This is a genomic window from Mycoplasma sp. 1232, assembly GCF_034863345.1.
Taxonomy (GTDB): domain Bacteria; phylum Bacillota_I; class Bacilli_A; order Mycoplasmatales; family Metamycoplasmataceae; genus Mycoplasmopsis.
On sequence record NZ_JAYFFB010000005.1, the window covers coordinates 18,354 to 43,475 of the forward strand.

General features: G+C 31.3%; 26 protein-coding genes, 1 tRNA gene and 1 other RNA gene. 21 read left to right on the top strand and 7 right to left on the bottom strand.

Annotation, left to right across the window (positions count from 1 at the left end; translation table 4 throughout):
- Genes rpsC through rplO form a run of 13 tightly spaced genes read left to right on the top strand, consistent with a single transcriptional unit; the run spans window position 1 to window position 5,384 of the window.
- Entirely contained in the window at window positions 1-651 is a 651-nt protein-coding gene (gene rpsC / locus VBM88_RS01635; protein WP_323176677.1) for a 30S ribosomal protein S3, read from the top strand.
- Window positions 651-1,073 carry a 50S ribosomal protein L16 gene (gene rplP, locus VBM88_RS01640; protein ID WP_257089304.1) on the top strand — a complete coding sequence of 141 codons (423 nt, stop codon included), beginning with the start codon at window positions 651-653 and terminating at the stop codon, window positions 1,071-1,073. Before rpsC ends, rplP begins: the two co-directional genes overlap by 1 nt.
- Complete coding sequence (gene rpmC / locus VBM88_RS01645) at window positions 1,073-1,267, top strand: 50S ribosomal protein L29 (protein WP_323176676.1); 195 nt, start codon at window positions 1,073-1,075, stop codon at window positions 1,265-1,267. The genes rplP and rpmC overlap by 1 nt, the downstream gene beginning before the upstream one ends.
- A 2-nt stretch (window positions 1,268-1,269) precedes the next feature.
- Window positions 1,270-1,539, top strand: a complete 270-nt coding sequence (gene rpsQ, locus VBM88_RS01650; RefSeq protein ID WP_306428736.1) for a 30S ribosomal protein S17 — start codon at window positions 1,270-1,272, stop codon at window positions 1,537-1,539.
- Window positions 1,539-1,904, top strand: coding sequence for a 50S ribosomal protein L14 (rplN, locus tag VBM88_RS01655; RefSeq protein WP_257089308.1), 366 nt, complete (start codon window positions 1,539-1,541; stop codon window positions 1,902-1,904). Before rpsQ ends, rplN begins: the two co-directional genes overlap by 1 nt.
- A 31-nt stretch (window positions 1,905-1,935) precedes the next feature.
- Complete coding sequence (gene rplX, locus VBM88_RS01660) at window positions 1,936-2,259, top strand: 50S ribosomal protein L24 (RefSeq protein ID WP_416099228.1); 324 nt, start codon at window positions 1,936-1,938, stop codon at window positions 2,257-2,259.
- A 1-nt stretch (window position 2,260) separates the two neighbouring features.
- Window positions 2,261-2,806, top strand: a complete 546-nt coding sequence (gene rplE, locus VBM88_RS01665; protein ID WP_257089313.1) for a 50S ribosomal protein L5 — start codon at window positions 2,261-2,263, stop codon at window positions 2,804-2,806.
- Between the two features lie 3 nt (window positions 2,807-2,809).
- The gene (locus VBM88_RS01670) at window positions 2,810-2,995 is read left to right on the top strand and encodes a type Z 30S ribosomal protein S14 (protein WP_257089315.1); all 186 of its coding nucleotides are present in this window, start codon (window positions 2,810-2,812) and stop codon (window positions 2,993-2,995) included.
- 2 nt (window positions 2,996-2,997) lie between these two features.
- Window positions 2,998-3,393 carry a 30S ribosomal protein S8 gene (rpsH, locus tag VBM88_RS01675; RefSeq protein ID WP_323176675.1) on the top strand — a complete coding sequence of 132 codons (396 nt, stop codon included), beginning with the start codon at window positions 2,998-3,000 and terminating at the stop codon, window positions 3,391-3,393.
- Window positions 3,394-3,398: 5 nt separating this feature from the next.
- Entirely contained in the window at window positions 3,399-3,938 is a 540-nt protein-coding gene (gene rplF, locus VBM88_RS01680) for a 50S ribosomal protein L6 (RefSeq protein WP_257089319.1), read from the top strand.
- Between the two features lie 24 nt (window positions 3,939-3,962).
- On the top strand, window positions 3,963-4,313 hold the full coding sequence (gene rplR, locus VBM88_RS01685; protein ID WP_257089321.1) for a 50S ribosomal protein L18: 351 nt from the start codon (window positions 3,963-3,965) through the stop codon (window positions 4,311-4,313).
- Window positions 4,313-4,942 carry a 30S ribosomal protein S5 gene (gene rpsE, locus VBM88_RS01690; protein WP_257089323.1) on the top strand — a complete coding sequence of 210 codons (630 nt, stop codon included), beginning with the start codon at window positions 4,313-4,315 and terminating at the stop codon, window positions 4,940-4,942. Before rplR ends, rpsE begins: the two co-directional genes overlap by 1 nt.
- 1 nt (window position 4,943) lies before the next feature.
- Window positions 4,944-5,384, top strand: coding sequence for a 50S ribosomal protein L15 (gene rplO / locus VBM88_RS01695; RefSeq protein ID WP_257089325.1), 441 nt, complete (start codon window positions 4,944-4,946; stop codon window positions 5,382-5,384).
- Window positions 5,385-5,650: 266 nt separating this feature from the next.
- Here the strand turns inward: rplO and VBM88_RS02930 are convergent, their stop codons facing one another.
- The 4 genes from VBM88_RS02930 to smpB form a co-directional block, all read right to left on the bottom strand.
- The gene (locus tag VBM88_RS02930; RefSeq protein ID WP_416234936.1) at window positions 5,651-5,740 is read right to left on the bottom strand and encodes a variable surface lipoprotein; all 90 of its coding nucleotides are present in this window, start codon (window positions 5,738-5,740) and stop codon (window positions 5,651-5,653) included.
- 158 nt (window positions 5,741-5,898) lie between these two features.
- A tRNA-Thr gene (locus tag VBM88_RS01700) sits at window positions 5,899-5,973 on the bottom strand.
- A gap of 3 nt (window positions 5,974-5,976) precedes the next feature.
- Window positions 5,977-6,359: a transfer-messenger RNA gene (gene ssrA / locus VBM88_RS01705) on the bottom strand.
- 7 nt (window positions 6,360-6,366) lie between these two features.
- Complete coding sequence (gene smpB, locus VBM88_RS01710; RefSeq protein ID WP_323680287.1) at window positions 6,367-6,807, bottom strand: SsrA-binding protein; 441 nt, start codon at window positions 6,805-6,807, stop codon at window positions 6,367-6,369.
- 167 nt (window positions 6,808-6,974) lie between these two features.
- Between smpB and VBM88_RS01715 the strand changes: the two genes are divergently transcribed.
- From VBM88_RS01715 to VBM88_RS01735, 5 genes are all read left to right on the top strand, one after another.
- Complete coding sequence (locus VBM88_RS01715) at window positions 6,975-9,464, top strand: valine--tRNA ligase (RefSeq protein ID WP_323680288.1); 2,490 nt, start codon at window positions 6,975-6,977, stop codon at window positions 9,462-9,464.
- Window positions 9,452-10,282, top strand: coding sequence for a bifunctional 5,10-methylenetetrahydrofolate dehydrogenase/5,10-methenyltetrahydrofolate cyclohydrolase (locus tag VBM88_RS01720; protein ID WP_257089337.1), 831 nt, complete (start codon window positions 9,452-9,454; stop codon window positions 10,280-10,282). The genes VBM88_RS01715 and VBM88_RS01720 overlap by 13 nt, the downstream gene beginning before the upstream one ends.
- Before the next feature lie 7 nt (window positions 10,283-10,289).
- Window positions 10,290-11,135, top strand: a complete 846-nt coding sequence (locus tag VBM88_RS01725; protein ID WP_323176672.1) for an HAD-IIB family hydrolase — start codon at window positions 10,290-10,292, stop codon at window positions 11,133-11,135.
- Window positions 11,136-11,277: 142 nt separating this feature from the next.
- On the top strand, window positions 11,278-12,747 hold the full coding sequence (locus VBM88_RS01730) for an endonuclease (protein ID WP_323680289.1): 1,470 nt from the start codon (window positions 11,278-11,280) through the stop codon (window positions 12,745-12,747).
- A gap of 93 nt (window positions 12,748-12,840) precedes the next feature.
- Window positions 12,841-14,775 (top strand): endonuclease, encoded by a 1,935-nt coding sequence (locus VBM88_RS01735; RefSeq protein WP_323680290.1) that lies wholly within the window; start codon window positions 12,841-12,843, stop codon window positions 14,773-14,775.
- A gap of 82 nt (window positions 14,776-14,857) precedes the next feature.
- On the opposite strand, the gene VBM88_RS01740 is transcribed toward VBM88_RS01735, so the two are convergent.
- A complete protein-coding gene (locus VBM88_RS01740; protein ID WP_323176669.1) occupies window positions 14,858-17,239 on the bottom strand; it encodes a phosphoketolase family protein in 2,382 nt (793 codons plus the stop codon).
- Window positions 17,240-17,727: 488 nt separating this feature from the next.
- On the opposite strand from VBM88_RS01740, the gene tuf reads away from it, so the two are divergent.
- Complete coding sequence (gene tuf, locus VBM88_RS01745) at window positions 17,728-18,915, top strand: elongation factor Tu (protein WP_257089347.1); 1,188 nt, start codon at window positions 17,728-17,730, stop codon at window positions 18,913-18,915.
- A 111-nt stretch (window positions 18,916-19,026) separates the two neighbouring features.
- Here tuf and VBM88_RS01750 read toward each other — a convergent pair whose 3' ends face one another.
- Window positions 19,027-19,812 carry an MAG0110 family membrane protein gene (locus VBM88_RS01750; protein ID WP_323680291.1) on the bottom strand — a complete coding sequence of 262 codons (786 nt, stop codon included), beginning with the start codon at window positions 19,810-19,812 and terminating at the stop codon, window positions 19,027-19,029.
- A 75-nt stretch (window positions 19,813-19,887) separates the two neighbouring features.
- Here VBM88_RS01750 and VBM88_RS01755 point away from each other — a divergent pair, with 75 nt between their 5' ends.
- Window positions 19,888-21,201, top strand: a complete 1,314-nt coding sequence (locus tag VBM88_RS01755) for a C1 family peptidase (RefSeq protein ID WP_323680292.1) — start codon at window positions 19,888-19,890, stop codon at window positions 21,199-21,201.
- Between the two features lie 100 nt (window positions 21,202-21,301).
- Entirely contained in the window at window positions 21,302-22,417 is a 1,116-nt protein-coding gene (mnmA, locus tag VBM88_RS01760; RefSeq protein WP_323680293.1) for a tRNA 2-thiouridine(34) synthase MnmA, read from the top strand.
- Between the two features lie 44 nt (window positions 22,418-22,461).
- Here the strand turns inward: mnmA and VBM88_RS01765 are convergent, their stop codons facing one another.
- A complete protein-coding gene (locus tag VBM88_RS01765; RefSeq protein WP_323680294.1) occupies window positions 22,462-24,894 on the bottom strand; it encodes a leucine-rich repeat protein in 2,433 nt (810 codons plus the stop codon).
- Between the last annotated feature and the right edge of the window lie 228 nt (window positions 24,895-25,122).

The window sequence follows — 25,122 nt, forward strand, 5'->3', positions numbered from 1 at the left end:
ATGGGACAAAAGGTTAATCCAAATGGTTTCCGTTACGGAATTTCAAAAGCTCACAACTCACAATGATTTGCAGAAAAAGCTAACTTTGGTTCATTCTTAGTTGAAGATGCTAAAATCTACAAATTCTTTGATAAATTAGTACGTCAATACCAAATTGGTAAAGTTGAAGTAAAACGTAACGCAAACAACAAAGTTACAGTTTTAGTTCACACAGCTAAACCAGCTGCTATGTTAGGTGCTGAAGGTAAAAATATTCAAGACTTAACATTAGCATTATCAAAATTTATTAAAAACAAAAACTTAAACTTAAATGTTCAAGTTTTAGAACTTAAAAATCCAGATTTAAATGCAAAATTACTTGCAGAAATGATTGCAACAAAATTAGAAAACCGTGAAAGTTTCCGTTCAGCACAAAAAATTGCTATTAGAAATGCAATGCGTGCTGGTGCTAAAGGTATCAAAACAGCTGTTTCAGGACGTTTAAACGGAGTTGATATGGCTAGAACAGAAGGGTACTCAGAAGGAGAAATGAAACTTCACACATTAAGACAAGATGTTGATTACGCTACAGCTACTGCTAGAACAACATACGGTGCAATTGGTGTTAAAGTTTGAGTATCATTAGGTGAAAAATTGGAAGGGGATAAATAATGCTTCAACCAAAAAGAACCAAATACAGAAAACCATTCATTCAAAGACACGACAAACGTAAAGCAACAAAAGGAAACAAAGTTTCTTTTGGAGAATTTGGTTTACAAGCTGTAACATCTGCTTGAGTAACAGCTCGTCAAATTGAATCAGCTCGTATTGCTGCTACACGTAGAATGGGACGTGAAGGGGAAGTTATTATCCGTATTTTCCCTCACTTTGCTAAAACATCTAAACCAATTGGTGTACGTATGGGATCAGGAAAAGGTACTCCTGAATTATGATATACAGCAGTTAAAGTTAATACAGTTATGTTCGAAGTGTCAGGTGTTGCAGAAGATGTAGCAAGAGACGCTTTAAGATTAGCTGGTCACAAATTACCTGTTAAATGAAAAATTATCAAAAGAGAAGAAGGAGATAAATAATGCTTTACAAAGAATTAAAAAACAAATCAGTTGATGAATTAAACACATTAGTTGAACAACTTAAAGCAGAATTATTTACTTTAAGATATCAAAACGTTACAGGTGATTTAAAAGAAACACACAAAATTGCAAACATTAGAAAAGACATTGCTAAAGTTAAAACAGCTTTAAATGAAAAAAAAGGAGCTAAATAATTATGGAAAGAAACTCAAGAAAAACTTTAGTTGGAACAGTTGTTTCTGCTGGTAAGACAGCAAAAACAATCATCGTAGCAGTTGACACATACAAAAAACACCCATTATATTCAAAACGTTACAAATCAACAAAAAGATTTGCTGTTCATGATGAAAACCATGTTGCTAAATTAGGTGACATCGTTGTTATTATGGAAACAAGACCATTATCAAAAACAAAACACTTCAGATTAGTAGAAGTTAAACAAACTGCAATCGAAGGAAATAACTAATGATTCACGAATTATCTAGAGCAAACGTTGCTGATAACTCAGGTGCTAAAGAAATCGGTGTTATTCGTGTTTTAGGTGGGTCAAAGAAAAAAACAGCAAACATTGGTGATGTTATTGTATGTTCAGTTAAAAAAGCTATTCCAAACGGTATGGTTAAAGAAGGGCAAGTTGTTAAAGCAGTAGTTGTACGTTCAGCTTACGGAATTCACCGTGACAATGGTACATACATTCGTTTTGATGATAACGCAGTTGTAATTTTAAAAGAAGATGGAACACCACGTGGAACACGTGTGTTCGGACCTGTTGCTCGTGAAATTAGAGAAAAATACCCAAAAATCGTTTCACTTGCACCTGAAGTACTTTAATTTATTTATAAGGAGATAAGTTATGAACAAAATCAAATTCAAAGTTAATGATGAAGTTATGGTTATTGCCGGTAAAGATAAAGGAAAAACAGGTCAAATCGAAAAAATCTTACGTTCAGAAAACAAAGTTATCGTTAAAGGTGTAAATATTGTTAAAAAACACAACAAACCTTCACACCAAAACCAAGATGGTTCAATTTCAGAAAAAGAAGCTCCAATCCACGTTTCAAATGTTGCATATTTAGTTAAAAAAGCTACAAAAGATAAACCAGCACAAATCTCAAAAATCGGATACAAAATTGATGACAAAGGTAAAAAAGTAAGAATCGCAAAAAGAACACAAAAGGAAATCTAGTATGTTAAAAAATGTTTATTTAGAAAAAGCAGTTCCTGCTTTAAAAGAAAAATACCAATACAAATCATCAATGGAAGTTCCAAGAATCGAAAAAGTTGTATTAAACATGACAGCTGGAAAAGAAATCAACAACTCAAAAGCTATTGAAGAAGTTTTAAATGAGTTAACATTAATCTCTTCTCAAAAACCATACCAAACAACAGCTAAAAAATCAAACGCTTCATGAAAACTTCGTGAAGGTATGCCTATGGGTGGAAAAGTTACACTTCGTAGAGAAAGAATGTGAGACTTTTTAGATAAATTAATCAATGTTGCAATGCCACGTATTCGTGACTTCCGTGGAGCTAATCCAAAAGCTTTCGATGGAAGAGGTAACTACAACTTAGGAATTAAAGAAGAAATCATCTTCCCAGAAATCGAATTTGACAAAATCCGTAAAATCAAAGGGCTTGACGTTATTATTGTAACTTCAGCTAAATCTGACCAAGAAGCTAAAACATTATTAGAAGCACTTGGTGTACCATTCGAAAAAAAAGGAGCTAAATAGTTTATGGCAAGAAAAGCATTAATCGCAAAAGCTAAACGTCACCCTAAATTCTCAACACGTGCTTACACACGTTGTGAATTATGTGGACGTCCACACTCAGTTTTAAGAAAATACAAAGTATGTCGTATCTGCTTTAGAAACCTTGCACACGAAGGTAAAATTCCAGGTATGAAGAAAGCGAGTTGATAATTATGTTTATTACAGATCCAATTTCAGATTTAGTTGTTAGAATCAAAAACGCTAACATTAGAAAACATAAAACTGTTTCAATTCCATATTCAACTAAAAAAGAAGCTATTGTTAAGTTAATTTTAGAAGAAGGGTACATTGCATCTTACATAGTTTCAGGTGAAGGTGTAAACAAAGAATTAGTAGTTACATTAAAATACAAGAAAAACAAACAAGCTATCGTTGACTTTAAAAGAGTTTCTAAGCCAGGTCTTAGAACTTACGTTAAAGCAGATGAAATTCCTAGTGTTTTATCAGGTTACGGTACAGTAATCATCTCTACTTCAAAAGGATTAATGACAGGAAAACAAGCTAAGGAGGCTAATGTTGGTGGTGAAATCATCGCTTACATTTGATAATTAGTATGTCTCGTGTTGGAAATAGAGTTTTAGTTATTCCTGCTGGAACAGAAGTTTCAGTTAACGGTAACACAGTTACAGTTTCAGGAAAACACGGAAAATTAGAAAGAACATTTAGTCCATTAATCAAAGTACAAGTAGAAAACAACCAAGTTACAACAGTACGTGCAAATGAAAACAAACAAACAAAACAATTACATGGAACAACAAACGCTCTTATCGCAAACATGATCAAGGGAGTTTCAGAAGGGTTCCAAATTGATTTAGAAATCAAAGGGGTTGGGTACAAAGCTGAACTTAGAGGAAATGAACTTGTAGTTAACGCTGGATACTCACACCCAGTTTCAAAACAAGTTCCATCAGAATTAAAAGTTACAGTTGCTAAACCTACAGAAATTTCAGTATTTGGAATTAGCAAAGAGCAAGTTGGACAATTTGCTTCAGTAGTTAGAGCAATCAGAAAACCTAACGTGTACTCAGGTAAAGGTATTTCTTACAAAGGTGAAAAAATTAGACGTAAAGAAGGGAAAACAGCTTCTAAATAATTTAGGAGTTGCTAGGTGAATAAAATGAAAGCAAAATCAAGAAACGCAGCTAGAAAAGTTAAACATGTTCGTTTACGTCAACACATTAGCGGTACAGCTACAAAACCTCGTTTAAATGTATTCAAATCACACCAAAACTTCTATGCTCAATTAATCGACGACACAAAAGGTGTTACATTAGCAAGTGTTTCAACACTTAAAAATGAAAAATACTCAGGAAACATTGCTGCAGCATCAGAATTAGGTAAATTAATGGGTGAAAAAATTAACAAATTAGGTATTACAGAAATCGTTTTTGACCGTGGTGGATACATCTACCATGGACGTGTTAAAGCATTCGCAGAAGCAGTAAGAGAACAAGGAGTTAAATTCTAATGGAAAACAAAAAAGAAGTTAAATTAGAAGCTGGAACAAAAGAAGTTACAGCAAGAAGACCAAGAACAGTTAAATCAGAAGCTACAGAAAACAAACAAGAACGTGCAAACAGAAAACCAATGAACAGAAGACCACGTCAAGCAGCTCCTAAATTCGAATCAGAATTCTCAGAAAAAGTAGTTGACATTGCTCGTGTTACAAAAGTTGTTAAAGGTGGAAGAAGATTCAGCTTCTCAGCTTTTGTTGTAGTTGGAAACAAAAAAGGTCTTGTAGGATTTGGACACGGTAAGGCAAACGAAGTTCCAGATGCTATCAAGAAAGCTGTTAAAGATGCACAAAACAACCTTGTTTCAGTACCAGTAGTTAATGGTACAGTTCCACATGAAATTACTGCTAAATTCTTAGCATCTAAAGTAATTTTAAAACCTGCTCCAAAAGGAAAAGGACTTATTGCTTCAGGAACAGTTCGTGCTGTTGTTGAATTAGCTGGATACACAGATATCGTTACAAAAACATATGGATCTCGTTCAAAAGCAAACGTTGTTAAAGCTACAGTTAAAGCATTATTAAACATGAGAACTGTTGAAGAAATCGCTGAAATCAGAGACAAAGAAGTTAAGGATTTATAATATGGCAATTAAATTAAATACTTTAAAATTCACAGAAGGTTCAAGACCAGAAAAACACCGTAAAGGTAGAGGACACGCTGCCGGAAAAGGTAAACAAGCTGGTAAAGGACAATCAGGTCAAAACAAACGTAAAGGTCACAGATTAGGATTCGAAGGGGGTCAAACACCATGATTCCGTAGAATCGGAAAACGTGGATTTAACAATGTTAACCACGTTGAATACCAAGTAATCAACCTTGCTGATTTAGAAACAAGATTTAACGACGGTGATGTAATCACAATCGAAGCTTTATTCAGTGTAAACTTAATTAAAAGAAATATGCCTGTTAAATTATTAGGAAATGGTACATTAACAAAGAAATTAACAATCGATGTACACAAAGCATCAGCATCAGCTAAAGAAGCTTTTGCTAAATTAGGTGGAACAATTAACGAATTATAATTTCTAAATTCAATTAAACATATAAAGCACTTTAGCTATTGCTAAGGTGTTTTATATTTTAGCCTTCTTTATCAAAACATTAAAATTTGATTAAAATAACTGCTAAATTTTAACTTTTTGCAAAATATATAAACTATTTAAACAATGTAATTTACACAAAAGAAGGAATATGAACAAAATCAAGCAAATAGCTAAAAAGGTCGCACTCATTGAACTCTTTTACGACCTTGTCTTTGTTTTAGCTATTAGCCAACTTGTTGGTATCTTTAACCACAAGATATCGAAATTGTTGTTGCAGCAACAATAGATGATATTGCACCAAATGTAATTAATATTTTAGTTATATTTTCATACATTCCTTTTAATAATTACAGTAAATAACTTTGCTATCTATCCTTATTCTAAAAAATGTAAGTAAATTCCGAAAAAGGTAGGTACTTATTGATTGTTTTAAAAAAAGACATTAAAAAAATCACAACTTCAATAGTCATGATGTTTAAATAGATTAATCTAATGGTGCCGCTTATGAGAATCGAACTCATGATGGTTGGTTACGAGTCAACTGTTTTACCACTAGAACTAAAGCGGCTAATGGTGGAGATAAGGGGAATCGAACCCCTGTCCACAAATTGAGCATGTTGCTGCGCCTACAGTTTAGAATACTTTTGACAACTGTTTTAATGATAAAGTATTCGAAAAATATTAAACAGTTTGGCTGAATTTCACATTAGTTTGCCAAAGCTAATGCTATCCTCTTAAGACCGACTTTAATATAGAAAGGAGCTACATTAAAGTCACCAGATTACATTTAATTAAGCAAAAACTGGGTTTAAGTTGTTCATTGAGAACATTGCAAAGTTTGAAACTTTGTTTTCTTTTTTAGCGTTTCCATTTAAGAAAGTCTAGAAGTAATTATAGTCTACCACACTACTGCAACAACAACACCCCAAAGTATGTCGAAACCATTATATCCCCATAATGATTATTTATATGAATTAATTAGCTTATTGAGTTTTTTATTAACTTCGTCTTTAATGATTTGTTGTCTTTTATCATACTTTTTAAGACCTTTAGCTAAAGCTATTTCTACTTTAATTCTTGATGAAGAATTAAAGTACATTTTTAAAGGTATGATAGTAAGACTTTGTGATTCTGTAGCAAATTTAATCTTACGAATCTCATTTTTATGAAGAAGTAATTTTCTATCTCTAAACTCATCAGCTTTTACGTGCATATATTGCTTGAAGTAAGCTCCTTTAAGATACATTTCACCTTTGTAAATTGAACAAAATGCATTTGAAATGTCAATTGAATTAGCTCTAGCTGATTTTACTTCTCAACCAAGTAATTCAATTCCTGCTTCATATTTATCAATAATTTCATAGTTGTGATGAGCTTTTTTATTTGTGCTAATTATCTTCATACAATTAAATTTTACTATATTGTTTTATAAACATTTTATTTTTTCACTTATGTGCTAACAGTAAAAGGGGCAAGGAATTTTAGCAAAATTTATTATAATTTTAATAATTATTTATATAGATATTTTTTTAAGTAAAAATACCTTGAAATTATTTAACGGAGGTATTAATGGACAAAATATATAATCACACGCTAGTTGAAAAAGACATTGATAAAAAATGACAAGCTAAGAAATATTTTCAAACTCATGATTTAGATAAAAAACCTTTCACTATTTTGTTACCACCACCAAACGTAACTGGTAAGCTACATTTAGGTCATGCACTTGATGTTTATATACCTGACACAATTATAAGATATAAGAAACTTAATAGTTTTGATGTTATGTGAGTTCCAGGTATGGATCACGCTGGAATTGCTACACAATCAAAAGTTGAGGATGTTTTATTCCAATCAACAGGTCAAACTCGTCACGATTTAGGCAGAGAAGCTTTCGTTGATAAGATTTGAGAATGAAAAGATGAATATGCAAACTTATTTAAACAACAATGATCAAAAATTGGTCTAGCACTTGATTATTCAGCTGAAAGATTCACACTTGATGCAGAAGCTAATGAAGCTGTTTCAAAAGTTTTCATCGACTTATACAACAAAGGTTTCATTTACAAAGGTGTTAAAGCAATTAACTGAGATGTTAAGTTACAAACTGCTTTATCAAACATTGAAGTTAATAATGAACCTACAGAGCAAAAAATGTACTACATCAATTATCCAATTAAGGGTTCAAGCAATGTGTTGACAATTGCTACTGTTAGAACTGAAACTTTATTAAGCGACGTTGCTGTTGTATTTAATCCAAATGACTCAAGATACAAAGATTTAGAAGGAAAAGTTGTAATTCACCCAATTACTAAAAAAGAATTACCAATCATACCTGATGAATATGTTGATATTGACTTTGGTTCAGGATTAATGAAACTTAGTGCACACGCTGAAGTTGATATTGATATTATAAAAAAACACAATCTTGAAATTAATGAAACAATTTCAAAAGATGGTTTAATTAACTATCCTGCATTACCTGAATTCCACGGTTTAGAAAGATTTGTTGCAAGAGAGAAGATTGCTCAATTCTTACAAGATAATGGTTATATTCAAAAAGTTGAAACAACAATTTCAAATGTTGGTATTTCAGATAGATCTAAAACACCAGTTGAAATTTTAGTGCTACCACAATGATTTGTTAAAATGGAACACTTCAGAGATTTAATCTTAAAAGATTTAGATTCTCCAGAAGCTGTTAAGTTCTATCCAAAACGTTTTGAATTAACTATGCGTCAATGAATGGAAAATGTTTATGATTGAACAATTTCTAGACAGCTTTGATGAGGACACAGAATTCCTGCTTGATATGACCAAGATGGTAATATGAAAGTTCAAGTTGATTCACCAGGTGAAGGATGAGTTCAAGATCCAGATGTTCTAGATACTTGATTCTCATCAGGACTTGCTCCATTTGTGTTCTTAGGATGACCTCAAACCGATGAAAAACTAAAAAGATATTATCCAACATCTCTTTTAGTTACAGGTTATGACATTATTTTCTTCTGAGTAGCTAGAATGTACTTCTTTGGACTTGAATTTACAGGTCAAAAACCATTTGATAGATTACTACTTCACGGCCTTATTAGAGATGCACAAGGTAGAAAAATGTCTAAATCATTAAACAATGGTGTTGACCCTATGGATATGGTTGATAAATATGGTTCAGATGCTTTAAGATGATTCTTAATCACAAACACAACACCAGGTTTAGATATTAAATTCTCAGACGATAAAGTTGAAGCTGCTTGAAGAGTTAATAACAAGTTATGAAACATTGCTAGATATATTAATGAACTAGAAGATAATAACAATGAAGCTACTGATGCAGATAAGTGAATATTAAATCAACTTAAAAACTTATCAGTTAAGATCGATTCACTTATTGATAACTATGAGTTTTCAATCATTGGTTCAGAAATCTACAAATTTATTTTCACAGATCTTAGTGGATGATACGTTGAATTCTTAAAGAGTTCATATTCTAAAAAATCAGCTCTTGAAGTATTAAGAAAAACTTTAATTGTGCTTCATCCATTCTTACCATTCATAACAGACAGGTTATATTCAGAAATCTTTAATGCAGAATTATTAGAACAATTATGACCTACATTTGAAGATGATCATTCGACCGATTATATAAACACAGTTATTGAAGTTGTAACTGAACTTAGAAAATATCGTGAAAATAATCAAATTTCTAAAAAAGAACTTCTTATTTATTCACTTAAAAACGATGTTCCACAAGTTGCTATTGAGACAATTAACAAAATGGTATTTGCTTTATACGAAGATAATAACGATTGCTTAATAGCACTAAATGACAATGTTTTATTCATAAAACAATCAGATGAAACAAAACAAAGAAATAAAGAGCTCCTTTTAGAAAAAATTAATTTTGTTAAAGCAGAAATAGCTAGAGCAGAGCAACTTTTAAATAATGAAAGATTCGTTTCAAAAGCTCCTGCTGATAAAGTTGCTGTTGAAAAAGCAAAATTAGAAAAATATACAGATGAACTTAAAAAATATGAGGAGGAATTATCATGCAAATATTAAGCGGTAAAGAGTTAGCTAAACAAGAATTAGCTAAATTGAAACAAGAGATAATTGATCTTGATTTAGAAAGAAAATTAAGAATGGCAATTATCCAAGTAGGAGATAATGCTGCTTCAAACAAATACATAGCTCACAAATTAAGAGTAGCTGAAGATTTAGGGATTGAAGCTGAATTATTCAAGTTTGATGAGGATATTTCTCAAGACAGATTACTTAAGAAAATGGACAGAATCAATGAAAAATTCGATGGAATCATTGTTCAGTTGCCATTACCTTCTCATTTACCAACTCAAGTTATTTTAGATGCAGTTCCATACGATAAAGACATTGATGGACTTACAACAAAAAATGAATTCAGATTATATAACGATACAGCTGACAAACACTTTATTCCAGCTACAGCACGTGGTGTTTTAGAATTAATGGAACACTATGGAATTGATGTAGAAAACAAAAGAGTATGTGTTGTTGGAAGATCACATGTTGTAGGAAAACCTCTTGCACACATTATTAAAAGAAAAAATGCTAACGTTTCTACATATAATGAAGAAACAGGAATTAAGGGTATTGAAAATGCAGACATCTTAATCGTTGCAATAGGTGTTGCAAAATACATTAAAGCTCACAATGTTAAAGAAGGAGCTATTGTTATCGATGTTGGAACTAACTTGGATGACAAACTTTCAGCAGAATTATCAGGTGATGTTGACTTTGAAGATGTTAAAGATAAAGTAGCTGCAATTACACCAGTTCCTGGTGGAGTTGGACCTATGACTGTAGTTGCATTAATGAAAAACTTAGTTGACATTGTTAAATAGGAGATTAATGCAGAAACCTAAAATTATCTTTATCGATCTAGATGGAACCACATTAGATGGACCGGAAGAAAAATTCTGAATGCGTAGTGCAACAGAATTTACTAAAAAAACACTTACAGAGTTAAATAAACAAATTCCAGTTGTAGTTGCAACTGGTCGTGGTTTAAGTGCAAAAACTTCTGATATTGTTAAAGGTTTAACAGGAGAAATTACATATATAGCTTGAAATGGAGCTGTTACAGTTGAGAATGGAAAAATTATTTCAGAGGAAATAATTGAACCTGAAAAAGCACAGTTATTATTTGATTTAATCTCTAAAAAATTTGCTTTTGTAACGATTGATTCAAGACACGTATATGTAAAAAACTACTTATATTACATTATTAAATTTGTAAATAAAATTTACAAAAACTTTTCTAAGAAATTCAGATGAATTACAAATGCAAAACCATACAAAGACTTTAAAAACGATTATCCTATACACAAGGCTCTTTTATCTAGTTTATCAGCTAGAAAGGCTGCTAAATTTGCTAAAAGATGAAAAGAAAAATATGGAGACATGTTTGAAATAGCATTTGTTGGAGAAAAAAATAAAACCTTAGAAATTACTAAGATTGGTTCATCAAAAGGTGAAGCTGAAGTTGCATATTGCAAACTTAAAGGAATTGATCCTGAAGATGCTATGCACATTGGTGATTCAATGAATGATTCAACTACAAAAGGTAAAGTTGGAACATTAATTGCAATGCAAAATTCAGTTCCTGAACTAAAGAAAATTGCTGATGAAATTACTGAATTCCCATGCAATCAATCTGGACTTGCAAAGTATTTATCTCAATTTTTAGACAAGTAAATTTTTCACAAAATATGGAATAAATTTTCCATATTTTTATTTTTTATTTGTATAAAATTATAAGTAATATAATTTTTAATTATATTGATACATAATACAACTAAAATAATAGAAATTTTTAACCTTATTTTAAGGAGGAAAAATGAAGAAAATTTTTAAAAAATTATTTTTAACATCAAGTTTAGCAGCTAGTGCTATTTTACCGATGGTTTCACTTTCATGTAATAAAACAAGTGATAATGGAAGAAAAGAAATTGTTACACCAAAACCAGTTATTCCTGCTGCACCAGCTGAAGTTTCATTAGAAAATGCAAGCAATGTATTTAAACCTATCGAAATTCCAGCTACTTTAAAAGATCAAATCTTAACTTATTTAAAAGATGGAAATAACAAATTCTTATACTTCATGAGAAATACAAATGAAATTGGTTTAAACAGAAAAACAGGACCAGCTGTTGGAGCATTATTTGAAGAAGCTATTAATGCTAAATTCCATCCAGCAAACTTTGAAGAACCAATTTTTACATACAAAGACACAGATAGACCAAATGGTGATATTAACTTCCAATTTAATGCAAGTACAAATGAATTAACTTTAACATACAAAGCTGCAATTAACACAGGTTCTGCTGATAATAGTGGATATGAATTTTCAACTAAAACATTCACATCAAAATTTACTGTTTTCTTTAAGGAAGCACAAACTACAACAACTCCACCAACAACAGGTGGAAACACAGGAAGTTCAAATATAACTATTACACCAGTAAATTCAAACTACTCATACAACTATGATTCAAGTAATAATTACTATGCATCAGCTAACGGAAAAAGCGGTGCAGAATTATATGCTGCATTATTAAAGATTCAAAAAGCACATTTATCAGGTGTTAGAGGATATGGAGATATTCCAGGTTTCTACCAATCAAGCAACTCGCCATTCAGAGATATTTACTTCGAAAAAGATAACACAATGTTAGATATTTATTCTGAAAACCCAACAGGTACAGATCCATACACATATAGATCTTACCCAACAAGTAATAAAGCTTCTGGTGAGAGTGATGGAATGAACAGAGAACACGTTATTCCTCAATCTTGATTCAGTAAACTATCACCAATGGTTTCAGACATTCACCACATTTATCCAACAGATATTAAAGTAAACGGAGTAAGAAGTAACTATCCTCACGATTTAGTTGCAAATGCTTCTGCTAGTTGAACATCAATGAACGGTGGAAAATTAGGGACAAACTCAATTGGTATGACATCATTTGAACCAATCAATGAATTCAAAGGTGACATTGCTAGATCATACCTTTACTTCACTGTAACTTACAATGACAGAAACTTAGCAGCTACATCCCAATCAATCTTCACAAGAACAGTGCCTTACATTAAAGAACACTACTTTAATACTTTTGCAAACTGAACAGCAACTGATCCAGTTTCTCCATTTGACGTTGCAAGAAATAATAAAATTGCTGCATTTGAAGGTGGATTAAGAAACCCATTCATCGACTACCCTAACTTATTAGAAAACTTAGTTGGATCAAATCCTAAACCATTCACAAACTTAGGGGTACTTGTTTCAGCTACACCAAAGAATTAATCAAATAAGCCAAAATGGCTTATTTTTTTCACATTTTGTGAAAATTAAGGCTATTTTCTATCACTTTTTTAAAAAAGTGATAATAGTAAGGGTATGAAAAAGTTTTTAAAACCATTATTAGTATTATCATTATTTGTTACATCTACATCAGTATTATCAACTCAATGTTCGCAAAAAAATGCAGAACCTAAGAAACCAGTTACAGATCCAATAACTACACCTGTTTCAAATCCAAACCCTGAACCAAACCCAGGACAACCTACAAATGAATATGAAATTCCTGATGCTTCAAACATAGTTACTAACCCAATGTCTTTAACAGAAGAAAACAAACAAGCAATTGTTTCAGGATTAAGTGCACAAAATGCAAAACTTGTCTTCAATGCTGCTGATAACACACTTCGTTTGAATGATACGAATAATACATTTGTTGCGTTGTTAAATGATGACGGTATTTTTCAAGAGTTTCAACTTATTAATAAAGCATTCGCAGGAAACGAAATCACTAATGAAGAAATTACAAGCAACAAATTAATAGATGTTGATTCATTTGATGCACAAACAAACACAGTTGTAATTAGTTATAAAGTTACACAACCAGCTGATGGTTATATTGCAGTTGGAAGCGATGTGTATACTTCAACATTTATACTTGATTTTTCAGGTAACGTGGTTCAACCAGTTGAAAAGGATATAACAACTTTATATAACAATATTTTAGTTTCATTACCACTTTCAGGAGACTTAAAAACACAAGTTTTAGCTAAGTTAAATGCTCATGAAAATATTGCTTATATGTACACAGACAGAACGGTCGGATTAGATAAGAAAAAAGGACCAGCATTTCTTAAATTCAAATCAGAATTTGAAAACGATGAGTTCCAATTAGTAAATGATGTAGAAAAAGAATTTACATACAAAAATAAGAAATATCCAAATAGTTTCTTAAATTACGAATATAATGCACAAACACAAACGCTAACAGTTAAATATAAATTAACAGTTAGAAATGAAGATAAGACATTTGACTACTCAAATGACAATTTATACACATCTGTTGTAAAACTTAACATTGTTGAGGAGTCATCTACAGAAGAATCAGATAATGGAAGTGATAATCCATCAACACTACCTTCATCAGGAAATGGTGGAACGCCATCAAATCCAAATCCAGAACTTTCAGAACCAACTCAACCGGTTACGACTAACGGTTTAAGATATGATGCAAGTAATAATTACTATGCACAAGCTGATGGTAAAATGGGTAATGAGTTATATGATGTATTATTAGCAATTCAAAGCAGTCACTTTGGAGGAGTTCGCTCATATGGTGCTTTAGGAACATTCTATGATCAATATAATGCATTTAAAGATAAATATTTTGAAAAAGATAATACATTGTTAGATATTTATTCAGAAAATCCAAACGGAAGAGATCCATATACATTCCCTGATTTTCAATGAGGAAAAAGATCATCTGCAAGAGATGAAGGGGAAGGGACAAACAAGGAACACTTAATTCCACAATCTTGATTCAACAAAGAATCACCAATGGTTTCAGACGCGCACCACGTTTGACCTACAGATATTAAAGTTAATGCAAACAGAGGTAATTTCCCTCACGACAATGTAAGTGATGCAACTAAAACATCAAGAAATGGTGGGAAATTAGGAAGAAACTCAATTGGTGAAACAACATTTGAACCAATAGATGCATTCAAGGGAGATATTGCTAGAGCATATCTATACTTTACAGTTACATATAGAAATAGAAACTTAAATCAAAAATCAAATTCAATATTCTCAAGCACTAAACCATATATTAAAGACCACTACTATCAAACATACAAAAACTGAGTTTCAACAGATTCAATTTCACAATTTGATATTGATAGAAACAACGAAACAGCTAGATACCAAGGTGGATTAAGAAATCCATTTATCGATTATCCAGACCTTATTGATAGTCTTGAAGGTAGAAAACCATTTGTTAATAGAGGTATTTTAGTAGGTTTAGAAAATAGTTAATTAAAAAAGCAAAATGAAAACACCCTAGTTTGAATTACTAAGGTGTTTTTGATTATCTTTTAACACTTATAAAGTGTTTGTCTTATTTTTTAAGACCTGATCATTTTCAGAATCTAACTTCGTCAATGTCAATTCCAACTTCTTTAATGTATCTGTTGTGGTATGCAACTTTTTCTTCCATTTGTTTTACGAAGTCAGCTGCTTTATCACCGTAAACTGCTTTAGCAGCTGTGATTGAGATGTGGAATCTATCCATGTGGCTCATTTGTCTAATGTCAAATGATGTTGTAATGTCTCCGTTTTCTCTGTAACCGTGAACAAATAAGTTGTGGTTTTGACGTGAGAAGAAGATATCTCTAATAAGACCTTCGTATCCGTGGAATGCGAATACAACTGGTTTGTTCTTTGTAAAGATTGCGTTGAATTCAGCGTCTGATAATCCACGTGGGTCAATGCTTGGGTGACGTAATTTTAATAAATCAACTACGTTAACGAATCTAATTTTAAGTGAAGGGAATGCTTTGTTGATGTATTCTAATGATGCTAATGCTTCTAAGTTTGGTTCTGTACCTGATGCAACAACAACTAAGTCTGGTTCTTCACCTGGTTTTGTTGTAGAAGCTCAATCAATAACTTTAAGACCTTTTTCAACTAATTCTTTAGCTTCTTCTACATTGTAGAATTGGTCTCTTGGTTGTTTAGAAGCAACGATAAGGTTAATTACATCTCTTTCTCTGTAAGCTTTGTCTAATACAGCTAATAATGTGTTAGAGTCAGCTGGTAAGTATTCACGAATTAATTCAGGTTTTTTGTCAGCTAAGTGACCTAAAATACCTGGATCTTGGTGTGTGTAACCGTTGTGGTCTTGTTGGAATGCTGTTGATGTAGCAATAACGTTAAGAGATGGGTAATCTTTTCTTCAGTGAACTTTTCTTGCTTTAGCAACTCATTTCATGTGTTGTGTAAGCATTGAGTCAACAACTCTTAAGAATGATTCGTATGAAGCAAACATTCCGTGACGTCCTGTTAATACGTATCCTTCTAAGAATCCTTCAGCTTGGTGTTCTGATAATTGTGAATCGATAACTCTTCCAACTGGTCCGATAGCTTCATCTAATTCAGGATTTACTCTTTCTAATCATTGTCTGTTTGTAACTTTAAGAACATCGTAAAGTCTGTTAGATTTAGTTTCATCTGGTCCGAATACACGGAAGTTATCTGGGTTCATTTTGATTACTTCAGCAAATCATTTTCCTGCGTTAACCATATCTTGGTCTTGAACTGAACCAGGTTTTTTGATGTCTAATGCAAATTGTGTTCAGTCTGGTAAGTTTAATGCTCTAGGGTTTACACCACCATTTGTAATAGGGTGCATTGCCATTCTTTTTGCACCTTTAGGAGCAATTTCAGCATATTCAGCTTTGAATTTAGCATTCTCATCAAATAATTCTTCTGGATGATATGAAGTTAATCATTCTTTTAATAAGTCTAATGTAGCTGGTTTTTCTGATGTAACAGGAAGTGGAACTTGGTGTGATCTAAAGCTTCCTTCATATGTTAAACCATTGTATGTGTGAGGTCCTGTTCAACCTTTTGGTGTTCTAACAACAAGAGCTGGTCAAATAGGTCTTGTAGCTTCTTCAGCTGATTTTTGTCTTGCTTTTGCTTGAATCTTTTGGATTTTTTCAATAGCTTTGTCAAATGCTTTTGCCATTGGTTTGTGAATTCCTCTTTGGTCAAAAACATCAGCTTCAACAAAGATAGCTTCTCATCCAAATCCAGCTAACATATCTCTGATTTCTTTATCTGATTTTCTAGCTAAGATTGTTGGGTTTGCAATTTTTCCACCATTGATGTGGATGATTGGTAATACAGCTCCATCATTAACTGGGTTAATGAATGATGATGAGAATCATCCTGCTGTAAGTGGTCCTGTTTCAGCTTCCCCATCACCGATTACTGTAGCAGCAATGATTTGTGGGTTATCTAAAATAGCACCTGTTGCGTGTGATAATGCGTATCCTAACTCTCCACCTTCGTGAATTGAACCAGGTGTTTCAGGAGCGGCGTGAGATGCAGTTCCACCAGGGAATGAGAATCTCTTGAACATTCTTTTTAATCCCTCTTCATCTTGTGAGATTTCTGGGAATAATTCTGTGTAGCTTCCATCTAAGTATGAGTTAGAAATCATAACTTGACCACCGTGTCCTGGACCTTCAATGTAGAACATTTCTAAGTCGTATTTGTTAATAACACGGTTTAAGTGAGCATAGATTAAGTTTTGTCCTGGGATTGTTCCTCAGTGACCGATTGGGTACATCTTAACATCTTCGGCTTTTAACTCTTCTCTAAGTAAAGGGTTGTTTCTTAAAAACATTTGCCCAACTGAAAGATAGTTAGCAGCACGTCATCAAGCATGCACTTTATCTAAATAATTTTTACTATCAAATAAAGTTTTTTTCATCTTGTTTCCTTTTTTGTTTGATTTTATTTCGAAATAAATTTAAACATCAAGTTAAAACGTTTTGTAACTTAATGTATCATTATTTTACTTTATTTATTTTTTAAACAAAACCGAAAATAACCAATATTTTGTACCATCAAACTGCTTGAATTTTGTACATTTATATAATTAATTTTTAGAAATTTTTAGTATTATTTATCGCATATATTTTTGTTAAATTTATTTGATGATTTTATATAAAACTGCATCTCCAATTAGTTTCGTTATTAGACAGAAATAATAGAAATTGCATTTTGTGGTACAATATAAAAACTAATTTAAATGTTATTGGAAATAATGTTTTCAAAAATTATTTTTGATAAAATTAATGTGCTAATTTAACAAATGGACAGGACCTAGATGAAAGGCTAGGCATAGGTTGGTTTTGGCGCTAAAACACAATACATTTATTAAACAATTTTATATATATAAAATAGAAAGGAAATTACATGGCAAAATTAGATTTTGATCGTAGTAAAGAACACGTTAACGTTGGAACAATCGGACACGTTGACCATGGTAAAACAACTTTAACTGCTGCTATTGCTACAGTTTTAGCTAAAAAAGGATTATCAGAAGCTCGTGATTACGCTTCTATCGATAACGCACCAGAAGAAAGAGCACGTGGAATTACAATTAACACATCACACATCGAATACCAAACAGAAAAACGTCACTATGCACACGTTGACTGTCCTGGTCACGCTGACTATGTTAAAAACATGATTACAGGGGCAGCTCAAATGGATGGAGCTATCTTAGTTGTTGCTGCAACAGATGGACCAATGCCTCAAACACGTGAACACATTCTTTTATCTAAACAAGTTGGGGTTCCTCGTATCGTTGTATTCTTAAACAAAGTAGATATGCTTGAAGGTGAAGAAGAAATGATCGAACTTGTTGAAATGGAAATCCGTGGACTTCTTTCAGAATACGGATTTGATGGAGACAATGCTCCAATCATTCGTGGATCAGCTCTTAAAGCATTAGAAGGTGATGCAAAATACGAAGAAAAAATTATGGAACTTATGGATTCAGTTGATTCATACATCCAAACACCTGTTAAAGAATTTGACAAACCATTCTTAATGGCTGTTGAAGACGTTTTCACAATTACAGGACGTGGAACAGTTGCTACAGGACGTGTAGAACGTGGAACACTTAAATTAAACGACGAAGTTGAAATCGTTGGATTAAAACCTACTAAGAAAACAGTTGTTACAGGAATCGAAATGTTCCGTAAAAACCTTAAAGAAGCACAAGCTGGAGATAACGCTGGATTATTACTTCGTGGAGTTAACCGTGATGAAGTTGAACGTGGACAAGTTTTAGCTAAACCAGGTTCAATCGTTCCTCATACAGAATTCGAAGCTGCTATTTACGTTCTTAAAAAAGAAGAAGGAGGACGTCACACTCCATTCCTTAAAAACTACAAACCTCAATTCTACTTCCGTACAACAGACGTTACAGGGGGAATTGAATTCGAACCAGGACGTGAAATGGTTATGCCAGGGGAAAACGTTAACTTAAAAGTTAAATTAATCGCACCTATCGCTGTTGAAGAAGGAACAAAATTCTCAATCCGTGAAGGTGGACGTACAGTTGGTGCAGGAACAGTTACAAAAATTGTTAAATAATTTGACTAATTGTTTTTCACAAATAATTTTAAATACACAGATTTAGGTCTGTGTATTTTCTTTGCGTTTTTAACAAAAAAATCAACACCGTAGTGTTGAGAGTAAATTGTTTTATCTTCTTTTAACTAATATAACAATAACGAAATAAAGTAGTTGAGCTAATGAAATAAATAACTGAAATCCATGTTGAATTCCTAAAGTGATTAATGATTTTCTACTCATATACTCGACATAATCAGCAGTTTTTCTAATTGAATATCATTGAAGAATCATAAATAATGAGATTAATGCAACCATTAAAATTCCGATTCATCAGTTAATGTTATCTCTTTGTCTAAAAGCAAAGAATGAAATTAAGAATGTAACTAATATTGCAAATGATAGAACTGAAATCATTACTATTAGTGATCTTACATTAATAATTTTTAACATTCCTAATATTCCGGTCAAGAATAATATTCCTACTGGTATTAAAATAACTGATGATAGTTGCAATGATGCATACTTGATAATTTCTAATGCAGAGTTATCATATGTATATGTTCCAAAACTAATTAATAATAAAGCTGTCCCGATTACAATTCCATAGAATAATGCATAGAAGAAGAACTTGATGCTCAAGAGTATTACATTTTGAGATTCATTTTTCGGTTTTATAAAACTCAGAATCATAATTCCAATAAAAGGGACTATTATCATCATTATTAAAAATAAAAGTTGATAAAACGATTTTGAGATTGAATTTAGTATTAATAAATCAATTCACACAAAGAAGATTGATAATAATGATAATAAAAGCAATCCACCAGTGCTTGTTAATAGTATAATTCCATAAAATAATTTTACAGAACCTGATTTAACATCAGGAACTGCTTTAATAGTTTCTTGATTATTCATAATTTAAATTGTAATACATTATGAATTAAAATAAACTATATTAATAACTAATGTACAAGGTATATAGGAGTAAAAATGAATGTAACTAAAAACTTATTAGATGAATTTAAGTCAAAATTTGAATCAAAATCAAACAATAAAATGATTCAAAACTCAATCATTAAAAATGGTATTAAAAATACAGTTTTTGACCATCAAACATTTATCAAACACGATCACGTTTTTGATATAGAAACAACATTAGGCGATATAACATCACAAAAAAATAGCGGAAGATGTTGAATTTTCGCTTCGTTAAATATGGCTAGAGTTAAAGCTGCTAAAAATTTAAATGTAAGTAGCTTTGAGTTTTCACAAAACTACTTTGCTTTCTATGACAAAATTGAAAAAGCAAATACATTTTTAAATTATGCAATCCAAACAGCGAACTTACCATTAGAAAATAGAGAAGTTTATCACTTAATTAATAAGAATGTCGCTTCAGATGGTGGATACTGAGAATATTTTGCTAACTTACTTAAAAAATATGGTGCAGTTCCAAAATCAATTATGCCTGAAACATTCCATTCAGGAAATACAACAGATATGAATGAACAAATTGATAAGCATCTTAAAAACGGAATGAAGAAAATTAGAGCACTTGTTGCGCAAGGCGCTGATAAGACACAAATTCAAGTAGTTAAAGAAGATGCACTTTACAGAGTTTATGACATCGTTTCTAAATGTTTAGGAACACCAGTTACTGAGTTCACTTATGAATACAAAGATAAAGATAATAAGTATCACAAAATTGAAAACATAACTCCTGTAGAGTTTTTCGCAAAATATGTAGGAAAAGATTTTGATAAAAAAGTTAATTTAGTGCACGACCCAAGAAATCTTTATCACTATGGAACTAAATATGTTCTTAAATATCAAAAATCAGTTTATGAAGATCAAGATGTTGAAATGATTAACGTTCCATTAGATGTAATTAAGAGCGCTGTAATTGCTTCATTAAAAGATAACTTACCAGTTTGATTTGCTTGTGATGTTGATCCTTTCAAAGATAATAAATCAGGAATTTTTGACCCAAAACTTTATGATTTTGATTCAGTTTTTGAACCAATTAGTGACTTTAATAAAGAAGATAGAATTATCTACTTTAACTCAATGTTAAACCACGCGATGGCTTTTGTAGGTGTTAAGACAGAAAACGGTAAACCGATTGCTTGAAAAGTCGAAAACAGTTGAGGTGATGATTCTGGTAAAAAAGGTGTTTACTCAATGTCTGATGAATGATTTGATGAGTACAACTTCTCAGTTATTGTAGATCCTAAATATGTTCCAGAAGAATATCTTAAAGCTGATAAATCAGTTGTTCTTGAGTTATGAGAACCATTTGCTTAATAGCAAAAAGTTAAATTTTTACATTAAAAACCAAAAAATTTCGCTTTTTTGGTTTTTATATTACAATTTATATACTTATTTAAGTATATAAAGGAGAAATATGTCTAAAAGAGTTGTTATAGGTATGAGTGGTGGTGTTGATTCATCAGTTGCTACTTATTTATTACAAAAGCAAGGTTACGAAGTAGTGGGATTATTTATGCGTAACTGAGACAGTATTGTTAATAATGATTTTCTTGGAAACAATGATCTTAAACAAGATATGTGTCCACAGGAAAGAGATTATATGGATGCTCAATCAGTTGCAAATTCATTAAGCATCAAACTTGAAAGAGTTGACTTTGTTAAAGAATATTGAGATAATGTTTTTGAAAACTTTATTGAAGAATTCAAAAAAGGTAGAACACCTAATCCGGACATTTTGTGTAACAAGTACATAAAATTCAATGCTTTTGCTAACTATGCATTTAATGAACTTAAAGCAGACTATATTGCTATGGGGCATTATGCAAATGTAATTGATGGCCACTTATACAGAGCAAAAGATGAAGATAAAGATCAAACTTACTTTTTAGCTCAATTAAGTCATGATCAACTTAAAAAAGTTATTATGCCACTTGCTGCATTAACTAAACCTGAAATTAGACAAATTGCTTCTGAGTTAGGTTTAATTACTGCAACTAAAAAAGATTCAACAGGAATTTGTTTCATTGGAGAAAGAAACTTTGGGCAATTCTTACAAAACTATATACCAGCACAAGATGGAGATATTGTAGATATTACAACAAATAAAGTCGTTGGAAGACATGTTGGATGTTTCTATTACACAATTGGACAAAGAAAAGGTTTAAATTTAGGTGGTATGACTGAACCATATTATGTTTGTGGTCACGATGTGCAAAAAAACATTTTATATGTTGCACCTAACTCAAAACCTGAATATTTAATTTCAAACAATTTAATCGCTTCAGGATTAACCTTAAATAACAAAGATTTTAATCCTGATAATTTAACTGCTAAATTTAGATATAGACAAAAAGATATTAAAGTGTCCGTTGAATTTTTAGGCGACGATAAAATCAGAGTTTTCTACCCTGAGGGTTCATCAGCTGTTACACCAGGTCAACAAGTTGTTTTATATGATGGAGACAAATGTATTGGTGGAGCAACAATTGATGAAGTTTATGATGATGAAACTAAAAAATGATACATATAAAAAATCATATGGGTTAATTTAACACCCATATGATTTTTCTTATCTTAATTCCCAATTAATTGTTTCTTATTAACTACATTTAATTTAGGTGCAACTAGAACTGGAGTTTCACTTTGTGGAGAAATTGATGTTGCTCAAGATGAACCGACACTTTCCAAGTTAGGGAAGTTAAGTGCAGAAATTGTTCCAAACCCATTTGCAAATGTATTTGAAGCAATACCCTTAACATTTTTTCCTTGAATTGAGTTTATTTGGTTTGAGTTCTTGAATGCAGTTGTGTAAATAAATTCAACTTCATCAGACAATGTAACATAAGGGTTATCGGATTTAAGTTTAATTAAAACTTTCCCTAACATCGCTTTTGTGTTTTCTTGATCGTTTAAGATGTTATAGTAATATGGTGTCCCTTGAAGTGCTGTAGTACCTAGATAAGTTAAGTTAGGTAAGTTTAAACTTGTTAAGTTTGATAATGACCCAAATGTTCCTTGATTTACTAATTTAACATTTTCTGCTGTTATACTTGTAATAACCTCATTAGCAGTTGCTGCTTCTGGAATTTTATTGTCAAATGAAAATGCAGAGTTGTATATTTGAGTAATTGATGGATCTAAAGTGATTTCAGCTTTATTATTGATATTTTTGTAACCAATTAAAACTGAACCTAATTTAATTTGCTCTTCATTTGAGTTTGAAATGTGGTCATAGTATCATTTTGAACCGAATAACGCATACTCACCTATGTTTTGAACGTTTTGAACATCAAATGTTTCAAGTGCTGGAGTATCTGCAAATGCTTCATTTGCAATATAAACTTCAGGTGCTTGAATTGTTATTGATCTAAGTGTACTGTGTTTAAACATTTCTTCTGAAATATAAACTGGTTGTGTCGAAGTAATTGTAACTGTATTGATATTTTCATTGCTCTTGAATAAACCATTTACAAAATAAAGCGGCTTATCTGAAGTTATTTGCACATCAGTAGCTTCACTATCCACAGATACATAAGTATTCTCATTAAGTTTAATTTGTTTTTTAAAGCTTTCTGGAACTGTATTTGCAAATTCTGCTAACAATTGATGTCTAATTGCATTTTGCCCTAAATAAGTCACTTTTGGTAAAAATACATTTCTAATATCTTCTGTATTTAATGAATCTTTCCCAATTTTTTCAACATATGGAGCATAAACATATGAAACTTTTTTATCTTTAAATGCTTCCTCCATAATTGCAGTGTAATTTTCATTCAAGAAAATAGGTATTTGTTTTTCTGGAATTTCGTATTTAAGCCCTAAAACAGTATTGTTTTGTTTCTTTAAAAAGAAATCGGTAAATTCATTAATGATTGACTTCAACATTGTTGTAGTTTCATCTTTTTGAAGAAACATAGCTCATACAATGTTAACTATTATGTTTTTTTCAATCTTTATAGCATCGTTATTAAGCATTTGGCCGATTGTATATAAGTTCAGATTGGTATTACCCTTATGTTTATTATTTATTTCTTTTAAGAAAGTTAAGATTTCATCTTTTTTCTCAGTTCCTAATGAATCAAGCATTTCAGGATTATTTATTACAGAATTTACTAATTCAGAAATATCAACAATTGTTTCTGCCATTCCATAGGTTTCGATATGCAAGTTTCTTTCAGTTTGAATATCAGATTCCGGATTAGAATAATTCAAAAACGGAAAAAGAAGAGAATTATTCTGTGATGCTTTAACAGTTTTATCAGTATCATCAAAAGATTCATATAATTCCGTGATTGAAGCAAGAAAGAATTGTTTAACTTGCTCCTGATCCTTTAAATTTGTAAATAGATCATTTAAAGAATTTATATCCATTCTATTAAGTAAGATATATTTATCTCTAATAACCTTCATAACTATCGGGTACATGTTATCAAATGATGAGCTAGTCAATTTCAACGCATAAGAAGTTAAAGCAATCAGCTTATCTAGTTCAAAATCGTCTAATTCTTTTATGTTGACACTATTTAGCTTTTCGATTGAAGATTGATATTTTGAAGTCACATATTTTTTTGTCTTTTCAATTAATAAGATAACTTCATTTGTTAGAGGGATATTTGAAAAGATGATTCCTTCAACCTCTTTTTTACCTTCTTCTAATGATTTGATATCTTGTAAGTTTTTTGCTATTTGGTCTTTAATTTTTAGAGCTTCCACGTAATTCTCAGAATTATCATTAATATCTGCATTTGTTAGCGATTTGACTAAATTGGCATAGTTATTGAAAAGATTTGGTGTAAGCGCCATTGTGGTATCGGTGAGTGATTTTGAGAAATCAAATAATTCCTCTTTTTTAGCAATTGTTTGAGATGTGTCACCTGGGTTTGCAATCGGATTGCCTGGTTTAGGTTCTTTTGGTGTTTCTTGAGAACATGCAATAGTTCCTGTTACTGATGAAATCGCACCAGTTAATGTTAATAATTTAAAAATAGTTTTTGTTTTTAATTTCATATTTCTCCCAATTAATATAATTTTACACTTTATAGAATTTAACTTGGTTATTTTAATTAACTTAAATTAACAAAATTTTGTGCTAATTATTTTGAATTCAAATCTGCAATTAAAACTTTTAACCTAGTGTACAAGATTTTTTAGTAATAAAAATGAAAATAAGTATATTCATTAAAACAAATTGAAAATTTAAACTGTTTAAAAATCTTTTTAATATAATTTAGTAAT